General features: G+C 66.0%; 21 protein-coding genes and 1 tRNA gene. 10 read left to right on the forward strand and 12 right to left on the reverse strand.

Annotation, left to right across the window (positions count from 1 at the left end; translation table 11 throughout):
• Window positions 1-93: 93 nt before the first annotated feature.
• Together QNJ30_08500 and QNJ30_08505 are read right to left on the reverse strand one after the other, a co-directional pair.
• Window positions 94-462, reverse strand: coding sequence for a Rieske (2Fe-2S) protein (locus QNJ30_08500; GenBank protein ID MDJ0943491.1), 369 nt, complete (start codon window positions 460-462; stop codon window positions 94-96).
• The gene (locus tag QNJ30_08505) at window positions 459-872 is read right to left on the reverse strand and encodes an EVE domain-containing protein (protein MDJ0943492.1); all 414 of its coding nucleotides are present in this window, start codon (window positions 870-872) and stop codon (window positions 459-461) included. The genes QNJ30_08500 and QNJ30_08505 overlap by 4 nt, the downstream gene beginning before the upstream one ends.
• Window positions 873-1,001: 129 nt before the next feature.
• On the opposite strand from QNJ30_08505, the gene QNJ30_08510 reads away from it, so the two are divergent.
• On the forward strand, window positions 1,002-2,234 hold the full coding sequence (locus QNJ30_08510) for an MFS transporter (protein ID MDJ0943493.1): 1,233 nt from the start codon (window positions 1,002-1,004) through the stop codon (window positions 2,232-2,234).
• Window positions 2,235-2,249: 15 nt separating this feature from the next.
• On the opposite strand, the gene QNJ30_08515 is transcribed toward QNJ30_08510, so the two are convergent.
• Genes QNJ30_08515 through tsaD form a run of 3 tightly spaced genes read right to left on the reverse strand, consistent with a single transcriptional unit; the run spans window position 2,250 to window position 4,994 of the window.
• Window positions 2,250-3,266: an NAD(P)H-dependent glycerol-3-phosphate dehydrogenase gene (locus QNJ30_08515; GenBank protein MDJ0943494.1), complete on the reverse strand. Its 1,017-nt coding sequence runs from the start codon at window positions 3,264-3,266 to the stop codon at window positions 2,250-2,252.
• A gap of 10 nt (window positions 3,267-3,276) precedes the next feature.
• Window positions 3,277-3,918, reverse strand: coding sequence for a TIGR02466 family protein (locus tag QNJ30_08520; protein ID MDJ0943495.1), 642 nt, complete (start codon window positions 3,916-3,918; stop codon window positions 3,277-3,279).
• Window positions 3,915-4,994: a tRNA (adenosine(37)-N6)-threonylcarbamoyltransferase complex transferase subunit TsaD gene (gene tsaD / locus QNJ30_08525; protein MDJ0943496.1), complete on the reverse strand. Its 1,080-nt coding sequence runs from the start codon at window positions 4,992-4,994 to the stop codon at window positions 3,915-3,917. Before tsaD ends, QNJ30_08520 begins: the two co-directional genes overlap by 4 nt.
• Window positions 4,995-5,163: 169 nt before the next feature.
• On the opposite strand from tsaD, the gene hemC reads away from it, so the two are divergent.
• The 6 genes from hemC (at window position 5,164) to QNJ30_08555 (ending at window position 11,890) form a co-directional block, all read left to right on the forward strand.
• Window positions 5,164-6,099, forward strand: a complete 936-nt coding sequence (gene hemC, locus QNJ30_08530; GenBank protein MDJ0943497.1) for a hydroxymethylbilane synthase — start codon at window positions 5,164-5,166, stop codon at window positions 6,097-6,099.
• The gene (locus tag QNJ30_08535) at window positions 6,099-8,543 is read left to right on the forward strand and encodes a uroporphyrinogen-III synthase (protein ID MDJ0943498.1); all 2,445 of its coding nucleotides are present in this window, start codon (window positions 6,099-6,101) and stop codon (window positions 8,541-8,543) included. Before hemC ends, QNJ30_08535 begins: the two co-directional genes overlap by 1 nt.
• Window positions 8,544-8,562: 19 nt before the next feature.
• Window positions 8,563-9,972: a heme biosynthesis HemY N-terminal domain-containing protein gene (locus tag QNJ30_08540; protein ID MDJ0943499.1), complete on the forward strand. Its 1,410-nt coding sequence runs from the start codon at window positions 8,563-8,565 to the stop codon at window positions 9,970-9,972.
• A gap of 91 nt (window positions 9,973-10,063) precedes the next feature.
• Window positions 10,064-10,138 (forward strand) — tRNA-Thr (locus QNJ30_08545).
• Between the two features lie 599 nt (window positions 10,139-10,737).
• Window positions 10,738-11,262, forward strand: coding sequence for an HAD family hydrolase (locus QNJ30_08550; GenBank protein ID MDJ0943500.1), 525 nt, complete (start codon window positions 10,738-10,740; stop codon window positions 11,260-11,262).
• A 67-nt stretch (window positions 11,263-11,329) separates the two neighbouring features.
• On the forward strand, window positions 11,330-11,890 hold the full coding sequence (locus QNJ30_08555) for an SIS domain-containing protein (GenBank protein MDJ0943501.1): 561 nt from the start codon (window positions 11,330-11,332) through the stop codon (window positions 11,888-11,890).
• 12 nt (window positions 11,891-11,902) lie between these two features.
• On the opposite strand, the gene QNJ30_08560 is transcribed toward QNJ30_08555, so the two are convergent.
• The 5 genes from QNJ30_08560 to QNJ30_08580 all read right to left on the reverse strand — a co-directional run bounded on the left by QNJ30_08560 (window position 11,903) and on the right by QNJ30_08580 (window position 17,111).
• Window positions 11,903-12,844 carry a GDP-L-fucose synthase gene (locus QNJ30_08560; GenBank protein MDJ0943502.1) on the reverse strand — a complete coding sequence of 314 codons (942 nt, stop codon included), beginning with the start codon at window positions 12,842-12,844 and terminating at the stop codon, window positions 11,903-11,905.
• A gap of 3 nt (window positions 12,845-12,847) precedes the next feature.
• Window positions 12,848-13,792 (reverse strand): SDR family oxidoreductase, encoded by a 945-nt coding sequence (locus QNJ30_08565; protein ID MDJ0943503.1) that lies wholly within the window; start codon window positions 13,790-13,792, stop codon window positions 12,848-12,850.
• A 55-nt stretch (window positions 13,793-13,847) separates the two neighbouring features.
• Window positions 13,848-15,014 (reverse strand): DegT/DnrJ/EryC1/StrS family aminotransferase, encoded by a 1,167-nt coding sequence (locus tag QNJ30_08570; protein ID MDJ0943504.1) that lies wholly within the window; start codon window positions 15,012-15,014, stop codon window positions 13,848-13,850.
• 77 nt (window positions 15,015-15,091) lie between these two features.
• Complete coding sequence (locus tag QNJ30_08575) at window positions 15,092-16,162, reverse strand: transketolase C-terminal domain-containing protein (protein MDJ0943505.1); 1,071 nt, start codon at window positions 16,160-16,162, stop codon at window positions 15,092-15,094.
• Window positions 16,146-17,111: a thiamine pyrophosphate-dependent dehydrogenase E1 component subunit alpha gene (locus QNJ30_08580; GenBank protein ID MDJ0943506.1), complete on the reverse strand. Its 966-nt coding sequence runs from the start codon at window positions 17,109-17,111 to the stop codon at window positions 16,146-16,148. Before QNJ30_08580 ends, QNJ30_08575 begins: the two co-directional genes overlap by 17 nt.
• A gap of 354 nt (window positions 17,112-17,465) precedes the next feature.
• Between QNJ30_08580 and QNJ30_08585 the strand changes: the two genes are divergently transcribed.
• From QNJ30_08585 to QNJ30_08595, 3 genes are read left to right on the forward strand one after another with little or no spacing between them, the layout of a single operon-like run.
• Window positions 17,466-18,977, forward strand: a complete 1,512-nt coding sequence (locus tag QNJ30_08585) for a radical SAM protein (protein MDJ0943507.1) — start codon at window positions 17,466-17,468, stop codon at window positions 18,975-18,977.
• An 18-nt stretch (window positions 18,978-18,995) separates the two neighbouring features.
• Window positions 18,996-19,706, forward strand: coding sequence for a sugar phosphate nucleotidyltransferase (locus tag QNJ30_08590; protein MDJ0943508.1), 711 nt, complete (start codon window positions 18,996-18,998; stop codon window positions 19,704-19,706).
• 34 nt (window positions 19,707-19,740) lie between these two features.
• Complete coding sequence (locus QNJ30_08595; protein ID MDJ0943509.1) at window positions 19,741-20,757, forward strand: kinase; 1,017 nt, start codon at window positions 19,741-19,743, stop codon at window positions 20,755-20,757.
• A 47-nt stretch (window positions 20,758-20,804) separates the two neighbouring features.
• Here QNJ30_08595 and QNJ30_08600 read toward each other — a convergent pair whose 3' ends face one another.
• Both QNJ30_08600 and QNJ30_08605 read right to left on the reverse strand, forming a co-directional pair.
• Window positions 20,805-21,848: a glycosyltransferase family 2 protein gene (locus QNJ30_08600; GenBank protein ID MDJ0943510.1), complete on the reverse strand. Its 1,044-nt coding sequence runs from the start codon at window positions 21,846-21,848 to the stop codon at window positions 20,805-20,807.
• 12 nt (window positions 21,849-21,860) lie between these two features.
• Window positions 21,861-22,487, reverse strand: coding sequence for a VTT domain-containing protein (locus tag QNJ30_08605; protein MDJ0943511.1), 627 nt, complete (start codon window positions 22,485-22,487; stop codon window positions 21,861-21,863).
• Window positions 22,488-22,496: the final 9 nt, after the last annotated feature.

Below are 22,496 nucleotides of genomic sequence, written 5' to 3' on the forward strand. Positions count from 1 at the left end.
CCCTCCCCCTCGATGGGGCGCGTACGCGCGGCGCTGCGCGCGGGTTGGGAGGGGGTGAACCTCCGAAGTCCCGGCACCGGCAGATTTCGGGGCTCAGCCGTCGCTGGGCCCCTCGGCCGTCAGGTCGAGGTAAATCCCGCCGTCCTCGGCGACCTGGAGCGCGACCGTCGTCAGGCTCGCCCCGGCGCAGGGGCCGGCGATGCAGTAGCCGTCCTCGATCCGGAACAGGGCGCCGTGGGTGTGGCACATGAGGTAGCTGCCGTCGGCGTTCATGAAGCGATCGGGCTCCCAGTCCAGGGGCGTGCCGGCATGGGGGCAGGCGTTGGCGTAGCCGTAGACCGCCTCGGCCTCGCGCACCACGAAGATCTCGCGGCGCGCCAAGCCCTCGCCGAAGACGAAGCCCCTGCCCTCGCCGTCCTCGATGTCCTCCAGGCGGCAGAGATAGCCGTCCCCGGCGCTCACCCCTCGGTCTCGCCCAGGGCGCAGATCAGCCGCCAGTGCGCTTCCTCGATCGGCATGACCGAGAGCCGCGACTGGCGCACCAGGGCGATGCCCTCGAGCCGCGGCTCGGCCTTGATCTGGGCCAGGGTCACCGGCTTTGCGAAGGGCCTGACCGCCTTGACATCGACCATGCCGAAGCGTCCGGACTCGTCGCTCGGGTCGGGGTAGTACTCCTTCACCACCTCAACGATGCCGACGACTTGCTTCTCGTTGACCGAGTGATAGAAGAAGGCCCGGTCGCCGATCTTCATGGCCTTCAGGTTGTTGGACGCCTGGTAGTTGCGCACGCCGTCCCATTCGGCCGTGCCGTCGCGGACCTGGTCGTCCCAGGACCAGGTGCCGGGCTCCGACTTGACCAGCCAGTAGGCCATGCTCCTCCTCCCCGCTTGCTGCGTCTCGGCGCGGACCCTTCTGCGCCCGCGGCGGCCCAAGTGATAGCGGGGAACGGGCAAGGGGAAAAGGGCCGCGGGCCGGAGGCAGGGGGAACAGGCGACGTGGGGTTGGGGACTTCGATCGCGGGACGCAAGTGGCCCTCTCTGGCCCTGCTGGCGCTCTGCCAGATCGCCGCCATGGCCCTGTGGTTCTCCGCGACCGCGGTGATCCCCGCCCTGCAAGCAGAGCATGAGCTCTCGGCCTTCACTCAGTCGCTTTTCACCTCGGCGGTGGCCCTCGGCTTCGTCGCCGGCTCCCTGGCCAGCGCCGTGCTCGGCCTGGCCGACCGGCTCGACCCGCGTCGCTTCATCATGGCCTCGGCCCTGGTCGCCAGCCTGGCCAACGCCGGGATCCTGCTCGCCGATCCCGGCACCGCCGGTGGCCAGGCCGGCATCGTCCTGCTGCGCCTGGTGACCGGGGCCTGCATGGCCGGGATCTATCCGGTCGGCATGAAGGTCGCCGCCTCCTGGGCGGTCGACGACATGGGGCTGCTGGTCGGCTTTCTGGTCGGCGCCATCGTCCTGGGCACCGCCTCGCCACATCTTTTCAACGCCCTCGGCGGGGTCGACTGGCGCTTCACCATCGCGACGGCTTCGGTTGCCGGGCTGCTGTCCGCACTCTTCATCAACCTGGTCGGCCTCGGCCCGCGCCTGCAGGCGGCGGCCCGCTTCGAGGCCAGGTTCGCCCTCACCGCCTGGCGCCACCTGCCGCTGCGCCTCGCCAACTTCGGCTATCTCGGCCACATGTGGGAGCTCTACGCGATGTGGGCCTGGATCGGCGCCTTCCTGCAGGCCAGCTTCGCGCTCAGCCTGGCGCCCGATCAGGCCCCGCTCTGGGCCAAGCTGGTCACCTTCGCAACCATCGCCGCCGGCGGCCTGGGCTGTCTGGGTGCCGGCTTCTTCGCCGACCGCTGGGGCCGGACCACGCTCACCATGCTGGCCATGGCGGTCAGCGGCAGCTGCGCGCTGGCGGTCGGCTTCCTCTTCGGCGCGGCGCCCTGGCTGCTGATCCTGCTCTGCCTGGTCTGGGGCGTCTCCATCGCGGCGGACTCGGCCCAGTTCTCCTCCTCGATCGCGGAGCTTTCCGAGCGCCACCTGGTCGGTACCATGCTGACGGTGCAGACCAGCCTCGGCTTCCTTCTGACCCTGATCACCATCCACCTCATGCCCCACCTGGTCGACTGGCTGGGCTGGCGCTACGCCTTCGCGCCGCTCGCCATCGGCCCCTTCCTCGGGGTCTGGGCCATGGCCCGTCTGCGCGCGCACCCGGAATCGCGCCGCCTCGCCAGCGGGCGGCGGTGATTCCGCTCCTGAACGCTAAGGCCTGGCGTGCTCGCTGGTGAAGGGCCGGTTCAGCAGGCCGGCGATGGTCTCGTCGAGGTCGGCGCCGGCGTTGACCACCCGGTCGACGGCCGCGCAGATCGGCATCTCGACGCCCTGGCGCTCGGCCAGAGCCGCGACCGCAGCGGCGGAGAACACGCCCTCGGCGACCGAGCGCCGGGCGCCGAGGACCGCGTCGATCCGCTCGCCGTGGCCCAGGGCGACGCCCAGGGAGTAGTTGCGCGACTGCATGGCGCTGCAGGTCAGGGTCAGGTCGCCCAGGCCCGAGAGGCCCATCAGGGTCTCGGGCCGGGCGCCCAGGGCGACCCCCAGACGCACGACCTCGGCCAGGCCGCGGGTGATCAGGGCCGCCCGGGCGTTGTCGCCGAGCCGGCGGCCGGTGACGATGCCGCAGGCGATAGCGATGACGTTCTTGACCGCGCCGCCGACCTGGGCGCCGACCGGGTCGTCGGAGACGTAGGGTCGGAAGCTGCGACTGCCCAGCGCTTCGACCAGGGCCCGGGCCAGGGCCTCGTCGCTGGCCGCCAGGGTGGTCGCGGCCGGCAGGCCGGCGGCGACCTCCTTGGCGAAATTGGGGCCCGAGAGCACCGCCAGGGGCTGGCCCGGCAGGGCCTCGGCGGCGGCCTCGGTCATCAGGGCGAGGCTGCCCTGCTCGATCCCCTTGGAACAGATCACCAGGGGCCGCCCCGGCTTCAGCTTGCCGGCCAGGTCCCGGCAGAGCCTGCGCAGGTGCTGCGCCGGGGTGACCAGCAGCAGGGCGTCGCGCTCGGCGGCCTCGGCCAGGTCGCCACTGGCCCGGATCGCGGCATCCAGGCTCACGTTGGGCAGGTAGTCGGGGTTCGCGTGGCGCCGGTTGATCTCCTCCGCCAGCTCGGCGCGCCGGGACCAGAGCAGGACCTCGCGCCCGGCGCGCTGCAGCGCCGCCGCCAGCGCCGTGCCCCAGGCCCCGGCGCCGAGGACCGCGACCCGCTGGATGGCTCCCGCCCCGGCCAAAGCCCTGCCCCTAGATGCTGAAGTTGAAGGCGATGGAGATCCGGGTGCCGCCGCCCGAATAGGGCCGCACGGCGTGGGACAGCCAGCTCGGGAACATCAGGATCATGCCGCTGCGCGGCGTCACGATCTCGGAGGCGCCGCAGGACTGCCCACCCGGCACCGCGAAGGCCAGGCCCGGGGCGTACATCGCCGGCGCCACGCCGCGCGGATCCTGGATCTCGAACTGGCCGCCCAGGGCCGGGTCGGCGCCGATGCCGGCGTCGTCGACGTAGTAGCTGCCGGACCAGAAGGCGCCGGGGTGGGTGTGGAACTCGTTGCCGTGACCGTCCCGGTTGACGTTGGCCCAGGCGTTCATCTTCCAGCTCACCTGCTGGCGCTGGCCCTGGCGGTTGCAGGTCAGCTGGTCGGCGAGGCGGCGGGCGGCGTCCAGGACCCGCTGCGCGGCGGGACCGCCCCACTCGGGGAAGTCCCAGGTCGACTGCCAGCCGCCGCGGTTGGAGTGCTTGGTCGAGGGGTGGCTTTCCTCGCGGGCCAGGATGGTCGCCTTGAGGGCCTCGTTGAGCGCCGCCGCGTCGGCCAGCATCAGGGTGGCGACCGGGGTCGCGAAGACGCCCCTGACTCGAGCCTGCGGGCCCGCGTTGGTCTCGCTCATGGCATGGTGCCTCCGGTGTCGGCCGCCGTGGTGCCTGGCGGCGGGCGGCGCAGTTGCTCGAGCGGCCAGCGCGGCCGCGGGGCGAAATCCAAGGGATCGCCGAGGCCCAATCGCAGGCGCTCGACCCCGGCCCAGGCGATCATGGCGGCGTTGTCGGTGCAGAGCCAGGGCGGCGGCGCCAGCAGCGCGGCCCCGGCCTCGGCGGCGACCGCGCTGAGGCGCGCGCGCAGGTAGTGGTTGGCCGCGACGCCGCCGGCCACAACCAGCGGGCTGGGCTGCCCGTAGTCGGCTGCGAAGCGCGCCAGGGCGCGTCGGCAGCGGTCGGCCAGCACGTCGCCCACGGCGGCCTGGAAGTCGGCTGCCAGGTTCCTGACCGCCGGCGAGTTTCCCCCCGGGCGCGGTTCCATGGCGGCGACGACGTGGCGCACGGCGGTCTTCAGGCCCGAGAAGGAGAAGTCCAGGCTGTCGCGCCCCTTCATCGGCCGCGGCAGCTCGAAGTGTCCGGTCTCGCCCTCGGCGGCGGCGCGCTCGACCGCCGGGCCGCCGGGATAGCCCAGGCCGAGGAGCTTGGCGGTCTTGTCGAAGGCCTCGCCGGCAGCGTCGTCGACCGTGGTGCCCAGGCGGCGGTAGGCCCCGACCCCCTCGACCGCGAGAAGCTGGCAGTGCCCGCCCGAGACCAGCAGCAGCAGATAGGGAAAGTCCAGCTCTTCGGTCAGGCGGGCGCTGAGGGCGTGGCCCTCCAGGTGGTTGATCGCCAGGAAAGGCAGCCTGCGGGCGGCGGCGATGGCCTTGGCGGTCATCACGCCGACGAAGACCCCGCCGATCAGCCCGGGTCCGGCGGTGGCCGCGACGCCGTCCAGGTCCGCGAAGCCCAGGTCGGCCTCGACCAGGGCCCGGGCGATCAGGCCGTCCAGGTGCTCCAGATGGCTGCGCGCGGCGATCTCGGGCACCACCCCGCCGAAAGGGCTGTGCTCCTCGAGCTGGGAGAGCACCAGGTTGGACAGGATCTCCCGCTTCGCCGTCACCACGGCGGCGGCGGTCTCGTCGCAACTGGTCTCGATGCCCAAAATCCGCATGCCGATCCGCGTCCCCGGCCGATCTCCGCTTTCAGGGAGCCTTCGCTCTCTTTATATCTGGGCACTGCCCAGCCACGTGAGAGACTTAGCGGAGCCGAGGCCGGATGCACAAGGGACAGGACGCCGCAGGGGGCCGCACGATCTTCGCGGCCGGTGGCCGGCGCTGGCGATGAAGACCTGGCGCATCGGCACCCGGGGCAGCCCGCTGGCCCTCGCCCAGGCCCAGGAGGTGCGGCAGCGCCTGATCGCGGCGCACCCGGACCTGGCGGAAGAGCGGCGGCTGCAGATCGTCGTGATCACCACCACCGGCGACCGCGACCGCAGCCGCCCCCTGGCGGAGATCGGCGGCAAGGGCCTCTTCACCAAGGAGATCGAGGAGGCCCTGATCGCGGGCCGCATCGACCTCGCCGTGCACTCCATGAAGGACGTTCCGACCTGGCTGCCCGAGGGCCTGGAGATCGGCACCATCCTGCCCCGCGAGGACGCCCGCGACGCGCTCTTCTCGGGCGCCGGCGATAGCCTGGCCGCCCTGCCCGCCGGCGCCGTGGTCGGCACGGTCAGCCTGCGCCGTCAGGCCCAGATCCTGGCCGCCCGGCCCGACCTGGAGGTCGTGCCGATCCGCGGCAACGTCGACACCCGCCTGCGCAAGCTTGAGGAGGGCCGGGTCGACGCGACCCTGCTGGCGGTCGCCGGCCTGCGCCGGCTGGGCCAGGCCGATCGCATCACCGCGGCCCTGGCGCCCGAGGAGATGCTGCCGGCCGTGGCCCAGGGCGCCATCGGCCTCGAGGTGCGCCATGCCGACGACGCGGCCAAAGCCCTGCTGGCGCCCTTGAACGACGCCGACTCGGCCCTGCGGGTCGGCGCCGAGCGGGCCTGCCTGGAGGTGCTCGACGGCTCCTGTCGCACCCCGATCGCGGCCTACGCCGAGCTGAGCGGCGGCCGCCTGCGCCTGCGCGCCCTGGTCGCCGCCCCCGACGGCAGCCGGGTCTTCCGCGCCGAGGCCGAGAGCGCGCCTGCGGAGGCCGAGGGCCTCGGCCGGGCTCTGGGCCAGGAGCTGCGGATCGAGGCCGGCGAGGACTTCTTCAAGGCCCTGGGGCATCTGTAATGCGGGTCCTGGTCACCCGCCCCCGGCCCGACGCCGAGGCCTTCGCCGCAGCCTTGGCGGCGCGCGGCCACGAGGCCCTGATCGAGCCCCTGCTCGAGATCAAGCTGGCCGAGCGTTCGGCCCTGCCGGCGGAGCTGGACGCCTTCCAGGCCCTGCTGGCGACCAGTGCCAACGGCCTGCGCGCCTTCGCCGCCCTGACCGAGCGGCGCGAGCTTCCGGTCTTCGCGGTCGGGCCGGCCTCGGCCGAGGCGGCGAAGGCGGCGGGCTTCTCCAAGGTCGAGAGCGCCGAGGGCGACGTCGAGGCCCTGGCCCGCCTGGTCCGCGCCCGACTCTCGCCGGACGACGGGGTCCTGCTGCACGCCGCCGGGTCGAGCCTGGCCGGCGACCTCAAGGGCGAGCTGGAGGCTGCGGGCTTTACGGTGACCCGGGCGGTGCTCTATACCGCCGAGGCGGCGGCCCGGCTGTCGGACGCCGCGCAGGCGGCGCTGCGCGCCGGCCAGGTGGACGCGGTCGCACTGTTCTCGCCGCGCAGCGCCGAGACCTTCGCCGCCCTGGTCCGCGAGGCCGGCCTGGCGGAGGCCTGCCGGTCGCTCCGGGCATTCTGCCTCAGCGCCGCGGTGGCGGCGGTGCTGGAGGCACGAGGCTGGACGGCGCTGGAGGTCTCGGCGCGTCCGGAGACCGAGGCGCTGTTGGCGCTCCTCGACCGCCCGGCGGCGCAGGGGCGGTCCGATGCGGGGGAAAGCAAGGACAAGGGCATGGCGGAACAGGACGGCGTGGCGGCGTCCGGCGAGAAGGCAAATGGCGAGACGGAGTCCGCCGCGGTCTCGGTCATCGGCCGTTTCGGCGGCATCCGGCCTATGGCGCAGAAGCTGGGCATCGCGGTCAGCACGGTCCAGGGCTGGCGCGAGCGCGGCGTGATCCCCAAGGGGCGCCACGGCCAGATCCGGGCGGCCGCGGCCGCCGGCGGCATCGCGCTGCCGGACGAAGAGCTTGACGCGGCCGGCAAGCGAACGGCCGCGGCTTCCGCCGAACCTTCCGGGCCGGCCAAGCTTCCCGGCCCGAAACCCGAAACGCCCAAGCCTGAAGCGCCCCGGCCCGAAGCCGCCAAGCCGGAAACCCGGAAGTCCGACCTCTCGAAACCAGACGCGCCAGAGCCGGCCGAACCGCCCTCGGACGCAAAGCCGGCACCGCGCAGCAGCATGGCGACGGCAGCGGCCGCCGGCCGCGGTTCCAGGTCATCGTCGGCGCCGCTGAGCGGTGGCGGCGGCTGGCTCTTCGGCTTCCTGCTGGGGGCTTTGGTGTTCCTGGGCGGGCTGGGGATTGCGGTGCTGAGCCGCGACACCTGGCTGCCCCTGCTGGGCGAGCCGAGCGGCGTGGTCGTGGCCGAGCCTTCGCCCGAGCTGCTGGAACGGCTCGACGCGCTGGAGCGGGCGCTCTCGGCCCAGGAAGGCGCCGCCGGGGCCGAGTTCGCCGCCGAGATCGGTCGCCTGCGCGCTGCCCTGTCGCGGGTCGAGGCCGAGGTCGGTGCCGGCGCCTCGACCAGCAGCGAGGCTCAGGCCGCCCTCTCGGGACTGGAGGCGCGACTCTCGAGCCTGGACCGCCGGGTCGCCCAGCTCGGCCGCCGGACCGGCGCCGACGAGGCGCTGCGGGCCGACCTGGACGACCTGGCCGCGCGCCTGGACGCGATCGAAGGGCGGCTGGTGGCGCTGCCGCAGGTCGGACCGGACGGCCGCATCGCCCTGCCGGAGCAGGTCGCCGTGGTGCTGGCCATCGCCCAGCTGCGCGACGCGCTGCGGCGGTCGGCGCCCTTCGCGCGCGAACTGGACGCCCTGACCCGCCTGGCCGGTGGCGACGCCGAGCTGGCCGCGGTGCTCGACACCCTGGCGCCCAACGCCGCCGCCGGGATCCCGACCCGGGAGAGCCTGCGCGCCGAGTTTCCCCAGGTCGCGCGCGCGATCGCCGCGGCCGGCGCCGGCGCCGGCGAGGAAGGCTGGCTCGCCGGGGTGCGGCGGCGGCTGAGCGACCTGGTGACGGTGCGGCCGGTGGGCGGCGATGCCGTCGGCGAGGACCCCGGCGCGGTCGCGGCGCGGGCCGAGGCCCGGGTCGCGGCCGGCGACCTGGCCGGCGCCCTGGCCGAGCTGGACGGGCTGTCCGGTCGGGCCGCGGCGGCGGCCGCCGACTGGCGCCGGGCCGCCCGGGCCCGCGGCGCGGCCGAGGACGCGCTGCAGTTGCTGGGCGGACGGGTGGTCGAGAGCCTGGCGCCCAGCCTGGCGGCCGCGCAAGACCCGGCGCCCGAAACGGAAGCCGAAACGGAGGCCGAGGCTGCGGCGGAGACGGAGCCCGAAACGGCGCCCGAGCCGGAGTCCGAGACGGCAACGCAGAGGGGGCCGGACCCGGCGGCCGAGTCCGCCGGCGACGCCGCCACTGACCCGGACCCGCAGTAGGCGCAGGGCGGTGGCGGGCATGTGGCGGTCCCTTTTCTACTTCTTAAAGCTTGCGATCCTGGTCGCGATCGCCTTCTGGTTGGCCGAGCGGCCGGGCGAGCTCAGCCTGACCTGGCAGGGCTACCGCATCGAGACCTCGGTCGGCGTGCTGCTGCTGGCGGTCTACGTTGCGGTGCTGATCGGGGCCAGCTTCTACTATATCTGGCGCCAGCTCCGCCGGGCGCCCTTTCTGGCGTCCGACTCGATCCTCGCGGGACGCAAGCGGCGCGGCTACAAGGCGCTGACCCAGGGCATGGTCGCGGTCGCTGCCGGCGACGCCGAGGAGGCCCGGCGCATGGCCAAGAAGGCCGAGGTCCTGCTCGACGAGCCGCCTTTGACCATGCTGCTGCAGGCCCAGGCCGCTCAGCTCGGCGGCGACGAGGCGGCGGCCAAGCGCTATTTCAAGTCGATGCTGGAGCGCGACGAGACCCGCTTCATGGGCCTGCGCGGGCTCTTGATGCAGGCCCTGCGCGACGGTGACCAGGCCCTGGCGCTGGACTACCTGGAGCAGGCCCGCAGGATCCGCCCCGATGCCCATTGGGTGATCAACGGCCTCCTCGATCTGCAGCTCCAGCGCGGCGACCTGGCCGGCGCCCAGGACAGCGTCACCCGCGCCCGCAAGGCTCGGGCCCTGCCGCCGGCCGAGGCGAGCCGGCGCCGCGCCGTGCTGCTGGTCGCCCAGGCCCAGGAGGCGCAGGCCGCCGGCGACAACCCGCGCGCCCTTAAGCATCTGCGCGAGGCCGGCAAGCTGACCGAGGACCTCCTGCCCGGCACCCTTATAGAGGCCGAGATCCTGCTCGCCGAGGGCAAGGACCGGGCGGCGGCCAAGCTGGCCGAGCGGGCCTGGCCCAAGGCGCCGCACCCGCGCCTGGCCGAGCTCTACCTGCGCGCCCTCGGCGAGGGCAAGGGGGTCTCGGGCCTCAAGGCCATCGTGCGCCTGACCGAGACAGCGCCGGAGCATCGGGAGAGCCTTCTGGCCCGGGCCCGGGCCGCCCTCGATGCCCGGCTCTGGGGCGAGGCCCGGCGCTACCTGGCCGCCGCCCAGGACGTCGGCCCCGGCGAGGCGATCTGCCGCCTCATGGCCAAGCTGGAGGACTCCGAGCACGGCGACGTCGCCGCCGCGCGCAACTGGCTGGACAAGGCGACCCAGGCCCCGGCCGAGCCGGCCTGGGTCTGTGGCACCTGCGGCACCACCGGGCCGGAATGGAGCGCGACCTGTGCCGCCTGCAAGAGCTTCGACGCCATCGCCTGGCGCCGTCCGCCCAGCGTCGCTGCGCCCCTCTTGGCCGAATCCCAGGTTGCCGAGGCAGCGCCACCGCCGTCCGCGGCCGCCTCGGGCACGACCATCGAGGCGCTGCCGGCCAGGAGCCGCCGGGTCGAGGGCGGCTAACCGCCGGCGTTGACGCGCGGCCGCAGCCTGCATTACCTTCCGCCCGCGTTCATGCCAGCGGCCTTCACGGGCCCGGCCCTCAGGCGATCGAGCCGAAGTAGCTCAGCGGTAGAGCAACTGATTCGTAATCAGTAGGTCGGGAGTTCGATTCTCCCCTTCGGCACCATCTTCTTCTATTTGACGGGCAGTTCACGCGACGTTCTGTACGCGACCCATCGAGACCTATCTTGTGTCCGCATTGTGTCCGTATCTCTCTTTGTCTCCCAGAAACCGGATTACCTGCATCGCTTCGATCGGGCTGCTGCACTCAACTCCTGGCGAATTGGAGGCATGCGAAAGCCCGAATAGTTTGGGACGTAGATTCCCAGGCATTGTCGACATCCAGCCTCTCTTTTACCAGGGAGCGTTGATACTGACCCATTTGATGGCGCGCGGCGGCCCGCTGCGTTGCGCTCCGCTTACGGTGCCCAGCACCGCTGCGCGAAGCGCGCCTGACGGGCGGGCAAGCAAACCCGGTCAAATGGGTCAGTATCAACGCTCCTTGGCATCAGCTGCGGTACAGGGTCTCTCTCAGCCGGGGGGTTTGTGTCCCTGCGGCTGGTGTGGGAGCTGGGGGACACAACCAGAATGCACGAAAGCACCGTGTGACTTCTGTCCTCTGACTGCATTGATGCCACCCGTGGCATCCAGCTCACAGGGCCGACCACGGCGTTGCGGAACTGTGGGAACTAGGTTAAGCAGGCAATCCTGATCGGTTTATCACATATGCCCCGCACGCCTCTTCAACCCCGTCCTGCCGTCTTCTTCGACCGTGACGGCGTGCTCAATCACGATGCCGGCTATACTCATCGAATCGAGGACTTCCGCTGGATGGGAACCGCCCGGCAAGCGATCAAGTTCTGCAACGACTCAGGGTACTTTGTTTTCGTGGTGACCAACCAGGCCGGCATAGCGCACGGCTATTACGACGAAAGGGCGGTGCGTCGGCTACACCGCTACATGAACGACGAGATTCTCGAGCAAGGCGCGCGGATCGACGATTTTCGCTATTGTCCTCATCACCCCGAGGGTTCGGTCCCCGCCTTCGCCAAGTCCTGCTTCTGCCGCAAGCCGCGCCCCGGCATGATCCTCAGCTTGCTTCGTGATTGGCCGGTCATCACGGCTGGGAGTGTTATGTTCGGCGACAAGCAAAGCGACATCGAGGCCGCCGAGGCCGCCGGGCTGCCTGGCGTTCTCTTCACCGGTGGCTGCCTGCAATCCGTCGTCGAAACCGCGCTGTCCAAAATCTAGATCGATTTCCAACCAAGCTGCTAGTCTCCGCGAATTGGAGACATGCGAGAGCTAGAAGGGCCGTGACATGCTGTCTCGATACCTGAAAGAAACCGCCGACAACATCCGGGCCGCCGCGAACGCCGATCTAGACGGCTGCATGGAGCGGGCGATCGGACTTGTCGCCGATGCGGTCAGGAACAGACGCCCGGTCCTGGTCTGCGGAAACGGCGGATCCATGGCGGACAGCTTGCACATCAGCGGCGAGCTGGTGTCGCGTTTCAAGGTCGAACGGCAAGGCCTGCCGGTTATTGCGCTGGGCATCAACCTGGCGGCCTCGACGGCCTGGAGCAACGACTACTCCTATGAGACCCAGTTCGCCCGCGAGGTCGAGGCTTTCGGGACCGAGGGCTCAACCATCATCGGTCTGTCCACCAGCGGCAACTCGAGCAACGTTATTGCCGCCTTCGAAACGGCCCGGCAAATGGGCATGAAGACCATAGCTCTGACGGGCAAGGGCGGCGGTAAGCTGGCCGATCTCGCCGACGTCTTGCTGGCGGTCCCCTTAAGCGACACGCCGCGTGTCCAGGAGGCGCACGTCGCCTGCTACCACTACCTCTGCATGGAAGTTGAGAAGGCCATTGTTTGAAACCGGGCGCTCCTAAGCCGCATTTTCCTGCAGCCAATCGATGGTCATGCGTAGCCCTTCGCGCAGGCTCACCCTGGGGCGCCAACCCAGCTCGAGTATTCGCGTGGAGTCGAGCTGTTTTCTCGGCATTCCATCGGGCTTTTCGGTCGCGTAGTGGAATCCGCCGGAATAGCCGACCTCGGAGGCGACCAATTGCGCCAGCTCCGAGATGCTGACGCTTTCCCCCGCGCCGATATTGATGACGTCCTCGGCGCTGTAATGTTCCATAAGGAAGATCAGCGCGCGCGCCGCGTCGTCGACGTAAAGGAACTCGCGTCGCGGCCTCCCGGTGCCCCAGATCTCGACTGGGCCACCGCTCTTTCGCGCCTCGGTGATTTTGCGAATCATGGCCGGCACGACATGGCTGGCGGCCGGATCGCAATTGTCACCTGGACCGAACAGATTGGTTGGGACGACCACGATGAAATCGTCACCGTACTGTCGTCGGTAGGCCTGGCACAGCTTGATGCCGGCGATCTTCGCCACCGCGTACCACTGGTTGGTCGGTTCGAGCGGACCGGTCAGCAAGTCGGCTTCCGCCATTGGCTGCTTGGCCAGCCTAGGGTAGATACACGACGAACCGAGGAACATCAGCTTGCCGGTGCTTGCGAGGTGCGCGCCATGCACGATGTTGTGCACGATCGCCAGGTTGTCATGGATGAAGTCGGCCGGCCGGGTGTCATTGGCCAGGATACCGCCGACCGTGGCCGCGCTGACGAAAATGGCATCGGGCCGATTGGCATCGATCCATGCCTCGGTATCGCTTTGGCGGCGCAGGTCGAGTTCGTCGCGGCCGACGGTCAGAATTCGGCAGTTCCTCGTCTCCAGCTCACGTACAAGGGCTGACCCGACCATTCCGCGATGGCCGGCCACCCAGACGCGCTTGCCCGACAGGTCGAACAGCTTCTCGGCCATGGGTCACACGTTGCCGTAGCGGCTGTCGCGGATCATGACATAGCCCTTGATGAGTTCTTCGATGCCGGCGTCGAGTGAGTGTTCCGGCTTGAAGCCTGTGCTCTCGATCTTCTCGTTGGACACGATATAGTCGCGTTTGTCCGGGTCCTCGCCGATCGGGGCCTCCAAGACCTGGAAGGCCGGGATGCGCTTCCGAATCCGCTCGCACAATTCCAGCTTCGACAGGTTTGCGTCGGACAGCCCGACGTTGTAAGGCTCGTCCTTCATGCTTTCGAAATTGTCGATACCGTGCAGAAAAACGCGGGCGACGTCGCGGACGTGAACATAGTTGCGCTTGAAATGGGCCTCGAACAGCACGACGGCACGGTCATAGACGGCGCGGTAGACGAAGTCGTTCACCAGGAGATCGATGCGCATTCGCGGGGCCATGCCGAATACGGTGGCCAGACGGAAGCTGATGGCGTTGCCGCGGTCCAGCACCGCCGATTCCGCCTCGACCTTGGTCTTGCCGTAAGTCGAAATCGGCAGCAGCGGCGTGTCCTCGGTACAGTACTTACCGGCCTCGCCGATGCCGTAACCTGAATTTGTGGTTGGTATCAGGATCCGCTGCTCCTTCGACAGCATCCTTGTCAGCATGACGACGGCGTCTCGGTTGGTCGTCACCGTGGCGATCTCATCGTCGCGGCAAAGCGGAGCCCCCACCAAGGCGGCCAGGGGGATCACGATATCGGCTTTGCTTATCAGCGGCCTAAGCACAGCCTCCGATCGCGCATCGCCCTTGACGACCGTGAAGTTCGAATCCGCGCAGCTGCTGGCCAGAGAGTTCTGCTTGAACATGAAATTGTCGAGCACGGTGACCCGGTGGCCCGCCATCAGCATCTCGGGGACCATGATCGAGCCCAGATAGCCCGCGCCTCCAGTAATCAGTACATTCAGTTTCGCGACCATCGCATTCCCTCTTGTCGCCGTTCGCTTCTATGTTCGCCTGAGGGTCCTCAAGAGGTCAGCAGGCCGCATCCAGCACTTCGCGCAGCCGGTGGATCTGCGGCGAGAGGTCGTAGGGGTGGTTGCCGACGAAGAAACCATAGTCATGCGCGATGTGGGCGTTCTCGATTTCGCCGACCGTGTCATAGTCGTAGTACTTCAAGACATCGTGACGCAAAAAGCAGCCGCCGGTGATGATGCGGAAGCCGATGTCGGATTCTGTAAGGGCGGCAAAGACCTTACGCCGGTCGATATCCTTGCCTGGATTCAAGACGATCGTGAAGGCAAAAGCTGAACTCTTGCCATTTTCCTTCTGGATGATGAAGCGGTCGTCGCCGCCGAACAGCTCCTGGAACAGGGCCCAGTTCGCCCGGCGCTTGGCGGTCATGCCGGGCAGCTTCTTGAGCTGCTCAAGGCCGACGGCGCCCGACATCTCAAGCGGCCGCAGATTGTAACCCGGCAGGATGAAGCGATAAGCCTCGAACCGGTCGTCGCCGCCGCGTTCGTACAGCGGGGTGTCGTCGGGCAGGTCGCGGGTCCACCCATGGGCACGAATCGACCGGCATAGGTGCGCCAGCTCCATGTCGTCGGTCAGAACCATGCCACCTTCCATGGTGGAGATGTGGTGCGAGAAAAAGAAGCTGAAGGTGTTTATCTCGCCGAAAGTCCCGGTTTTTCTGCCGCCGAGTTCGGCATCCATCGACTCGCAGTTGTCCTCGAACAGGTAGAGGCCATGCTCGTCACAGAAGGCGCGCATCACATCCAGGGCGGCCGGATTGCCCAGGATGCTGACCGCCATCACGGCCTTGGTCTTCGGCGTCAGCGCCGCCTCGAGCTTGGAGACGTCGACATTCAAGGACTCGAGCTCGACATCGAGGAAACGAAGCTTCAGGCCGAACTGCTGCAAGGGATGATATGTCGTACTCCACGAGATCGCCGGCACAATCACCTCATCGCCGCGCTTCAGCGGGTTGTCCTTCTTGTAGGTCAGGGCGGCCACGCCGGCGAGGTTGGCCGAGGAGCCGGAGTTGACCATCACGCCGTGGGCCTTGCCGAAGTAGGCGGCGAACGTCTGCTCGAACTGCGCCACACACTTGCCCATGGTGAAGAAGCCGGAGTCGATGACACGATGTATGGCATCGATTTCCTCCTGGCCCCAAGAGGAGGAGGCGAGGTCATAGAACATTGGCGATCGGGTCCTTTAGACAGTTCTCTCGTCACATGGATGGGTTCAGCCGTTTCGCCGCAGCCGCCGGCACCTGGCTAGAACGGTCCCTTGAACTCGGCTTGGTAGGCGAGTTGGCACGCCTCTTCCGGCGGCGCCCAATGACCCTCCTCGGGACGGACCATTTTGTGGGCCGCAGTAGCGATCGTCGCCGGGTTCGCATAGAAGAGGCGCTCCAGCGCCGGTGTGGTCGGACAAGTGGTCGGCGCAAAGCCCATCCGGTGCACCTGGAGGGGCTGCTCGGGCCCCAGCATTTCGCAGACGCGGGCAACGATTTCGGCGCTGGCGCCGCAGCTTGTCCAGGCGTTGTCGACCACGAGCAAGCGCCCGGTCTTGCGCACAGAGTCCGCAATGGTCTCGACATCCAGTGGGATCAGCGAGATCGGATCGATGACCTCGGCTTTGATACCGACGTCGGCCAGCAGGTCGCGGGCGCGCAGGGCTTCCATGACCATGTTCGATACGCCGACGATACTAATATCGTCGCCTCTGGTGATCACGCGGGCCTCGCCGAACTCGACGGTATAGGGGGTTTCCGGCACATAGGCCTCGGTGAAGTACAGCAGCCTGTGCTCCACGAACATGACTGGGTTGTTGTCGCGGATCGCCGCGATGAGGCAGCCCTTCGCATCATGCGCATTTGAGGGCGCCACGACCTTCAAGCCGGGCACGTGCATGAACATCGCGTGCAGGCCCTGCGAATGCTGGGCGCCTTGTCCCCACGACTTGCCGATCATGCTCCGCACCACCAGTGGCACATTGACCTGACCGCCGTACATGTAGTGGCTCTTGGCCGCGATGTTCACAAGCTGGTTCATGCAGAGCATCATGAAATCCATGCGAATATGCACGTGAATCGGCCGCATGCCCGCCATGGCGGCGCCAATCGCCACACCGGTCATGGCGTCTTCCGACAACGGCGTCGTGAAAACGCGCTCGGACCCAAACCTTTCGAGCAAACCGCTGGTGGAGCCCTGTATCGCCTTATGGTCGTCGACATCCAGACCCATCACAAAGACAGAGGGATCGGCTGCCATCTCCTGACAGGCGGCTTCGGCGAGGGCGTCGACATAGCGAAGAAGGCGCTGGGAGCTATTCCGCGAAGACATGGGTCATAAGCTCCTGCGGTTCTGGGAAGGGACTATTTTCGGCGAAGTCGAAGGCTTCGCGAATCTGTTCTTCGATGGCAACGTCAATGGCCTCGCGCTGGGATTGTGGAACCATCCCGGCAAGCCAGGTCAGTTGGTCGTTGGCGATCCAGGAGTCGGCCTCGTCTCGGGAGCGATAGCCGGCGGCGAAGTCCTCGTTGGGGCCGACGTGTTCCTTCCAGCGGTAGGCATGGACTTCCAGGAAAGCAGGGCCGTTGCCCGAACGGACGTGCTCGACTGCCTTCGCCGCCGCTTCCCGGACGGAAAAAATTTCACCATCGGCCACGCGCTGGGCCTTCACGCCGAAGCTTTGCATCCGCTCGACCAAGGCATTCCTTGCCCAGCGCTTCGAAAGCGGCTCGTGGATCGCATAGAAGTTGTTCTCACAGACAAAAAGGACCGGCAATCCGTGCAACGAGGCAAAATTGACCGTTTCGTAAAAGCAACCTTCCTCCGTCGCACCGTCGCCGAAGAAACAGACCGCGATCCGGTCCCCGCCTAGGCGCTTCAGGGCGAGCGCGACGCCCGCTGTGTGCGGTATGTGCGTGGCGACGACCGCTGAGGCCCCGAGGACGTTGTTGTCGGCAGCAATCAAGTGCATCGACCCGCCCTTGCCGCCGGCGCAGCCGCCGGACTTGCCGTACAGCTCCGCAATCATGCGCTTGAGCGAGCCGCCCCGCGCCAGGTAGACGGCATGGCCGCGATAGGAGCCGCCGCAGACGTCGTCCGCCCGTAGGACATCGCTCACTGCCACGGTCACGAACTCCTGCCCGATCGAAAGGTGAACAGGGGACTTGATGTCGTCGCTTGGATAGACCCGAGCGATCTCCTCTTCAACCCGCCGAATGTAGCGGAGCATTTGATACAGGCGGATTGCCAAGCCTTCGCAAGACCCCTGCTTGGTTTCCACGTTTATTACCTCCGTTTTCGCAATAACAGTGATGACGATTTTCGATATCGGCACTGCCCTTGTGTCATCTGCTCGTAGTCAAGTACCTTGGAAGACGGAAGGACGGGCGATCGTGAGGACATACGAGGAAACCTCACGACGCGCAATATCAGATCAAAGCCCGGCGCCGCCGATCTCACATTCTCACTCGGAATGCCGCACGCCACACCGAAAACACAGTTCGCCGCCTAGATGAGCCTGGATTGACGAAAATTCATCGAGTTCTCACGGGGGGTATGGAATTTTGGTCAAGGCTGGCTAGACTGCTGCCTCGCCAGCCCACGCTACGAGAGAACAATTGGAGTGATTTCCAGCATGCCAGAACCGCTTGATCTCATTTTGATCAATCCCGGTGGTCGAGAGAAGATCTATCAAGACCTTGGCGCAGATTTGACGGCGGTCGAACCCCCCTTGTGGTGCCGGTTGATCGGCGGGTACGTGCGGGATCGCGACTACAGCATCGAAATCCTCGATTCCGAGGCGCTGAACCTGGGGGCGGAGAAGATTGCCGAAATCGTCGTGCAGAAACAACCGCGTCTTGTTGGGCTGGTCGTGTTCGGTCACCAGCCCTCGGCCTCGACTCAGCAGATGGTGGGCGCGCGTGACGCATGCCAGGCGATAAAACAGTGGGACGCCGAGCTGCCGGTCGTCATCGTCGGTGGCCATGTCTCTGCTCTGCCTGAGAAGACGCTGCGTGAAGAGCCGGTGGATTTCGCCTGCAAAGGCGAAGGTCCGGTCACCATCGTGCAGCTCTTGGAGATGCTGGGAAAGCCCGCGGAGCAGCGGGAGTTGACGAAGGTCGCCGGGTTGGTATGGCACGACACCGAAAATGACAAGGTGGTCATCAACCCGCCTGCGCCCCTAATCACGGACCTGGACACCGATCTTCACGGCCAGGCTTGGGATTTGCTGCCGATGGAGCTCTATCGCGCGCACAACTGGCAATGCTTCGACGACTTGTCGCGCCGCAAGCCGTACGCCTCGATATATACTTCGCTTGGCTGCCCCTACAAATGCACCTTCTGTTGCATCAACGCTCCGTTCGATATCAACCGGTATCGCATGCGCAGCCCACAAGCGGTGATCGCCGAGATCGATCATCTTCACGCCACCTATGGGGTGAAAACCTTCAAGATCATAGATGAGATGTTCGTGCTCAATCATCGGCACGTGAAGGCGATCTGCGAAGGTCTTGCGGCGAAGCCCTATGCGAGGGAGCTGAACATCTGGGCCTATGCGCGCGTGGACACCGTCAAGGAGAGCATGCTCGACCTACTGCGGTCGGCCGGTATCCGCTGGCTGGCGCTGGGGATAGAATCTGGGTCTGCGCATGTGCGGGACGGCGCCGAAAAGTCGTTCGCGCAGGACGAGATTCGCGACATTGTCCGCAAGATTCAAATGCACGACATTGCCGTTATCGGGAACTACATCTTCGGTCTTCCCGACGACGATCTGAAGAGCATGCGCGAGACCCTGGACTTGGCCAAAGAGCTAAACTGCGAGTTCGCCAATTTTTATTCCGCGATGGCCTATCCGGGGTCGCCACTCTACGCGATGGCGGTTCAGCACGGATGGGAGCTGCCGGATTCATGGAGCGGATTCTCGCAGCATTCCTACGACTGTAAGCCTTTGCCGACAGAAAAGATCTCGTCCGTCGAGGTGCTCGAGTTTCGCGACAAGGCGTTCCACGAGTATTTCAGAAGCACGCGATACTTGGAAATGATCACCCAGAAGTTTGGCCACGGGGTACGGGACCATCTGGAGATCATGTCGAGGACCAAGCTGCGTCGAAAGCTGGTGGAGGAGATGGCCCAAGAGGCGGTCTGAAGAACAAGGGGGATTCATTTGCAGGCCCGACTCGATGAGATATCGATAGCAATTCTGGCTGGTGGACTGGGAACGCGCTTGCGTTCCCTTTTGCCGGACCGGCCGAAGGTGCTGGCGCCGATTGGAACGGGTCTGTTCATCGATGTGCTGCTGGACTGGCTCGAGGCCCAAGGAGCTAAACGCGTGGTGTTTCTCTTGGGCCACCGCGCCGAGCAGGTGACGAGCCATTTGTCGGCCGCGTCGCGGCCCGCACTGACCATTGAAACGGTTGTTGAGCCCCAGCCGCTGGGCACCGCGGGTGCTGTGACCTTCGGCCGGGCACAGCTTGGTGCGCCGGTGATCGTCATGAATGGCGACACCTTCGTGGACTGCGACCTCAAGGCGTTTGCCGCCGCGGCGCTGTCCGATCCGGCCCCCGCCTCGCTTGTTGCCGTCGACCAGGAGGATACCTCGAGGTACGGGCGGATCGAGGTGCGGGACGGTCGGCTGGTCGGGTTTCAGGAAAAGCCGGATGGGCGGCCCGGTCTGGTCAACGCCGGCATCTACTTCCTGAAGCAGCCAGCGCTGAAATCCATTCACGAAATCGAATCAGGCTCGATCGAGCGCGACTTCTTCGCACGCCTGCCCAAGCGGACCGTGATGGTGTGGCAAACGCACGGACGATTCATCGATATCGGGACCCCCGATAGCCTGCTCGCCGCGGGCGAAGTTCTCCAGTCTGCCTGTTGATAACACCGGCCCGCATCCGAAGTGCAGGCCCAAGTTGGAGTTGTTGTCGTTGATTATTAGTCGGACACCGTTTCGCATTTCTCTCTTCGGTGGTGGAACGGACTATCCAGAGTGGTACCGGGAGCACGGCGGTGCGGTTTTCGGCACGACCATAGACAAGTATTGCTACATAAGTGCTCGTCGCCTGCCGCCGTTTTTTTCCCACAAGCATCGTTTGGTTTATTCCAAAGTCGAGACCGTCACGGATATCCAGGAGATCCAGCATCCGGCGATCCGCGGCGTGCTCGGGGACCTGGAGATCGACGACGGATTGGAGATCCATCACGACGGCGATCTACCGGCGCGCTCGGGCCTCGGGTCGAGTTCGTCCTTCACCGTCGGTCTGATCAATGCGTTGCGAGCGCTCGAAGGGCGCATGTCGTCCGCCAGGTTTCTGGCGGAACAGGCGATCCGCATCGAGCGAGATGTGCTGAGGGAAAACGTCGGGGCGCAGGATCAGATCTGGGCCGCCTTTGGTGGGATCAACAAAATCGAGTTCTTGTCCGACGGAACATTCACGGTCACACCCACGGTAATGTCGTGCGAACGACGCACCGATCTCCAATCGTGCATGATGTTGTTCTTTACCGGCTTTACCCGCCACGCATCGGAAATCGCCGCAAAGACGATCTCCAACATCCATCAGCGGCAGCATCAGCTGCGGGCCATGCTGAGTATGGTCGACGATGCGGTCGCGGTCCTGCAGAACGAGCACGGCGACGTCCGGGATATCGGTGCCATGCTGCACGACAGCTGGCGTTTGAAGCAGGAACTCGCCGACAATATCTGCCCTGCTTACATCGAAAGCATCTACGAAGCTGGCAAGGCAGCCGGCGCACTTGGAGGCAAGATTTTGGGCGCCGGAGGCGGTGGCTTTATGCTCTTCTTCGTCCCGCCGGAGAAGCAAAAAGGCGTGCGGGAAGCCTTGAAGAAACTGATTAGCGTCAAAATCACGATTGGCAGTTCAGGCAGCACGATCGCTGTTTACGAGCCTGACCTCGGACAGGGCTGATGCGATGAGGCCCGATCCGCGACAAACCGACGTAAAGCGGCCCGAGCTCAGCGCTTTCTTGACTGGGCACTGAGGCTACGCACCGTTCCAGACTCACTCTGTACATTTTTTTTCTTCTTGGATAAGACACTTTTTACAATGTAATTCGGTCTCTTTTTGACCTCGTGAAATATCACATTAATGTACAAGCCGATGAATCCCAGCACGATCAACTGGACGCCGCCGAGAAGCAGCATCGTCGCCATGATGGCCGGCCAACCTGGTTCGTGCCAGCCGAAAAGCTTTTGGACCAGAACCGCCATCAGGTAGATCGCGGCTAGTCCGGCGATGAAAAACCCCGCAAAAAGCGCGAGCTTCAGCGGCGCATCGGAGAACGAGATCAAGGCACGATCCAGGTAGCCGTAGATAACCCGCTTGGACAGAACCGAAAACTTCGTGCTTGCTCGGCCGTCGAACCTTGGGTCGCGGTCGTAGTATACCTGCACCTGCTTGAATCCGACCCAACTGACCAGCCCTCGAAGGTAAGGCAACTTCTCTTCGCATCGGAGGACCTCGTCGACAACCCGTCGCGACAGGAGTTTGAAATCACCTGAGTCGACCGGAAGATCGGTATTCGAAATGCGGTTGATAAATCGATAGCCGACCTTGGTCAGCAGCATCTTCAAGGGATGCTCGCCGGAACGCGTGCGCCGGGTCGTGTAAACCACCTCCGCGTCCGGGTCCGTCCGCCATCGCTCAAGGAGAGTTGGAATAAGCTCCGGCGGATCCTGAAGATCCGAATCCATATAGATGACGACGTCACCCGTCGATTGGGCGAAACCGGCGTAGACACACTCGGAGACCCCAAAATTGCGAGACATACTTATCAAGACGATATCGCCATGCCGCTCTATCTCGCGGTTGAGGAGTTCCTCCGAATTGTCAGTCGAGGCGTCGTTGACAAAAACCAGCTCGTACCCGGAAATCTGGTCGCGTACACCCGCGAAGGTCTGCCGCAGCCGAGAGAGAAGCTCCGGGATGACCGCCTCTTCATTGTAAAACGACAGGACAACGGACACGAAAGGCCGGCTGCGAGCTTCGCCGACTGACATTGAACCTTTCTCCTAGTTTTGCTTTTTGATCTCGTCCACGCGATCTGCCTGGATATGTCGCCGTAGGAAAAGCCAGACGCCCAAGGCCAGGGTCGAGACGAGCATTAAGTAGATGATTGGCTCTCGAACGTCGTGCAGGAAAATCACATCCTTGGCCGCAGCGCCTGAGGCGACCAGGGCGGTTTGCAGTGGCAGCGTGGAAAGAAAGGTCGTGAACGTGAAAGTGCTGCACCGCATGCCCGAAAAACCGAAAGCGTATCCTGCGCTCGACGCGGGAACGAAGGGATTGCCCTGCACAATCACGACGGCCGCCCAACCGGTGCCGACAATGCGTCCCAGAGCCGCGCTCGATTTCCGAACGAACGTGCTGTTGCTCAATATACGTCCGGCTCTACCGGCGCCGACCAACCGCCCGATCAGGAATGTCAACGCGGCGGCCGTCAAGGCGGTTAGAGACGATATGGCTAGCCCAGGCCAGAGACCCCAGGCGGCTCCGGCGACGAAGGTAAATGGCGAACAAGGCAGAAATAGCAACGCCGCCGATACATGCAGAACCAAATAAACAGCTACGGCCAAATAAATCTCTTCACTTGCGAGGGCCAATACGATCTGGGCGGGTTCCAAGATATAGTCGAACATTAAGCCAAT

It is taken from the genome of Kiloniellales bacterium (genome assembly GCA_030066685.1).
In the GTDB taxonomy this organism is placed as follows: domain Bacteria; phylum Pseudomonadota; class Alphaproteobacteria; order Kiloniellales; family JAKSBE01; genus JAKSBE01.

Coding starts and splice junctions, on each gene's coding strand:
- QNJ30_08575 (MDJ0943505.1), bottom strand. CDS start 16,162: ATGTCTTCGCGGAATAGCTCCCAGCGCCTTCTTCGCTATGTCGACGCC.
- tsaD (MDJ0943496.1), bottom strand. CDS start 4,994: ATGCGGATTTTGGGCATCGAGACCAGTTGCGACGAGACCGCCGCCGCC.
- hemC (MDJ0943497.1), top strand. CDS start 5,164: ATGAAGACCTGGCGCATCGGCACCCGGGGCAGCCCGCTGGCCCTCGCC.
- QNJ30_08565 (MDJ0943503.1), bottom strand. CDS start 13,792: ATGGTCGCGAAACTGAATGTACTGATTACTGGAGGCGCGGGCTATCTG.
- QNJ30_08600 (MDJ0943510.1), bottom strand. CDS start 21,848: ATGTCAGTCGGCGAAGCTCGCAGCCGGCCTTTCGTGTCCGTTGTCCTG.
- QNJ30_08605 (MDJ0943511.1), bottom strand. CDS start 22,487: ATGTTCGACTATATCTTGGAACCCGCCCAGATCGTATTGGCCCTCGCA.
- QNJ30_08570 (MDJ0943504.1), bottom strand. CDS start 15,014: ATGTTCTATGACCTCGCCTCCTCCTCTTGGGGCCAGGAGGAAATCGAT.
- QNJ30_08560 (MDJ0943502.1), bottom strand. CDS start 12,844: ATGGCCGAGAAGCTGTTCGACCTGTCGGGCAAGCGCGTCTGGGTGGCC.
- QNJ30_08520 (MDJ0943495.1), bottom strand. CDS start 3,918: ATGAGCGAGACCAACGCGGGCCCGCAGGCTCGAGTCAGGGGCGTCTTC.
- QNJ30_08585 (MDJ0943507.1), top strand. CDS start 17,466: ATGCCAGAACCGCTTGATCTCATTTTGATCAATCCCGGTGGTCGAGAG.
- QNJ30_08540 (MDJ0943499.1), top strand. CDS start 8,563: ATGTGGCGGTCCCTTTTCTACTTCTTAAAGCTTGCGATCCTGGTCGCG.
- QNJ30_08535 (MDJ0943498.1), top strand. CDS start 6,099: ATGCGGGTCCTGGTCACCCGCCCCCGGCCCGACGCCGAGGCCTTCGCC.
- QNJ30_08550 (MDJ0943500.1), top strand. CDS start 10,738: ATGCCCCGCACGCCTCTTCAACCCCGTCCTGCCGTCTTCTTCGACCGT.
- QNJ30_08555 (MDJ0943501.1), top strand. CDS start 11,330: ATGCTGTCTCGATACCTGAAAGAAACCGCCGACAACATCCGGGCCGCC.
- QNJ30_08505 (MDJ0943492.1), bottom strand. CDS start 872: ATGGCCTACTGGCTGGTCAAGTCGGAGCCCGGCACCTGGTCCTGGGAC.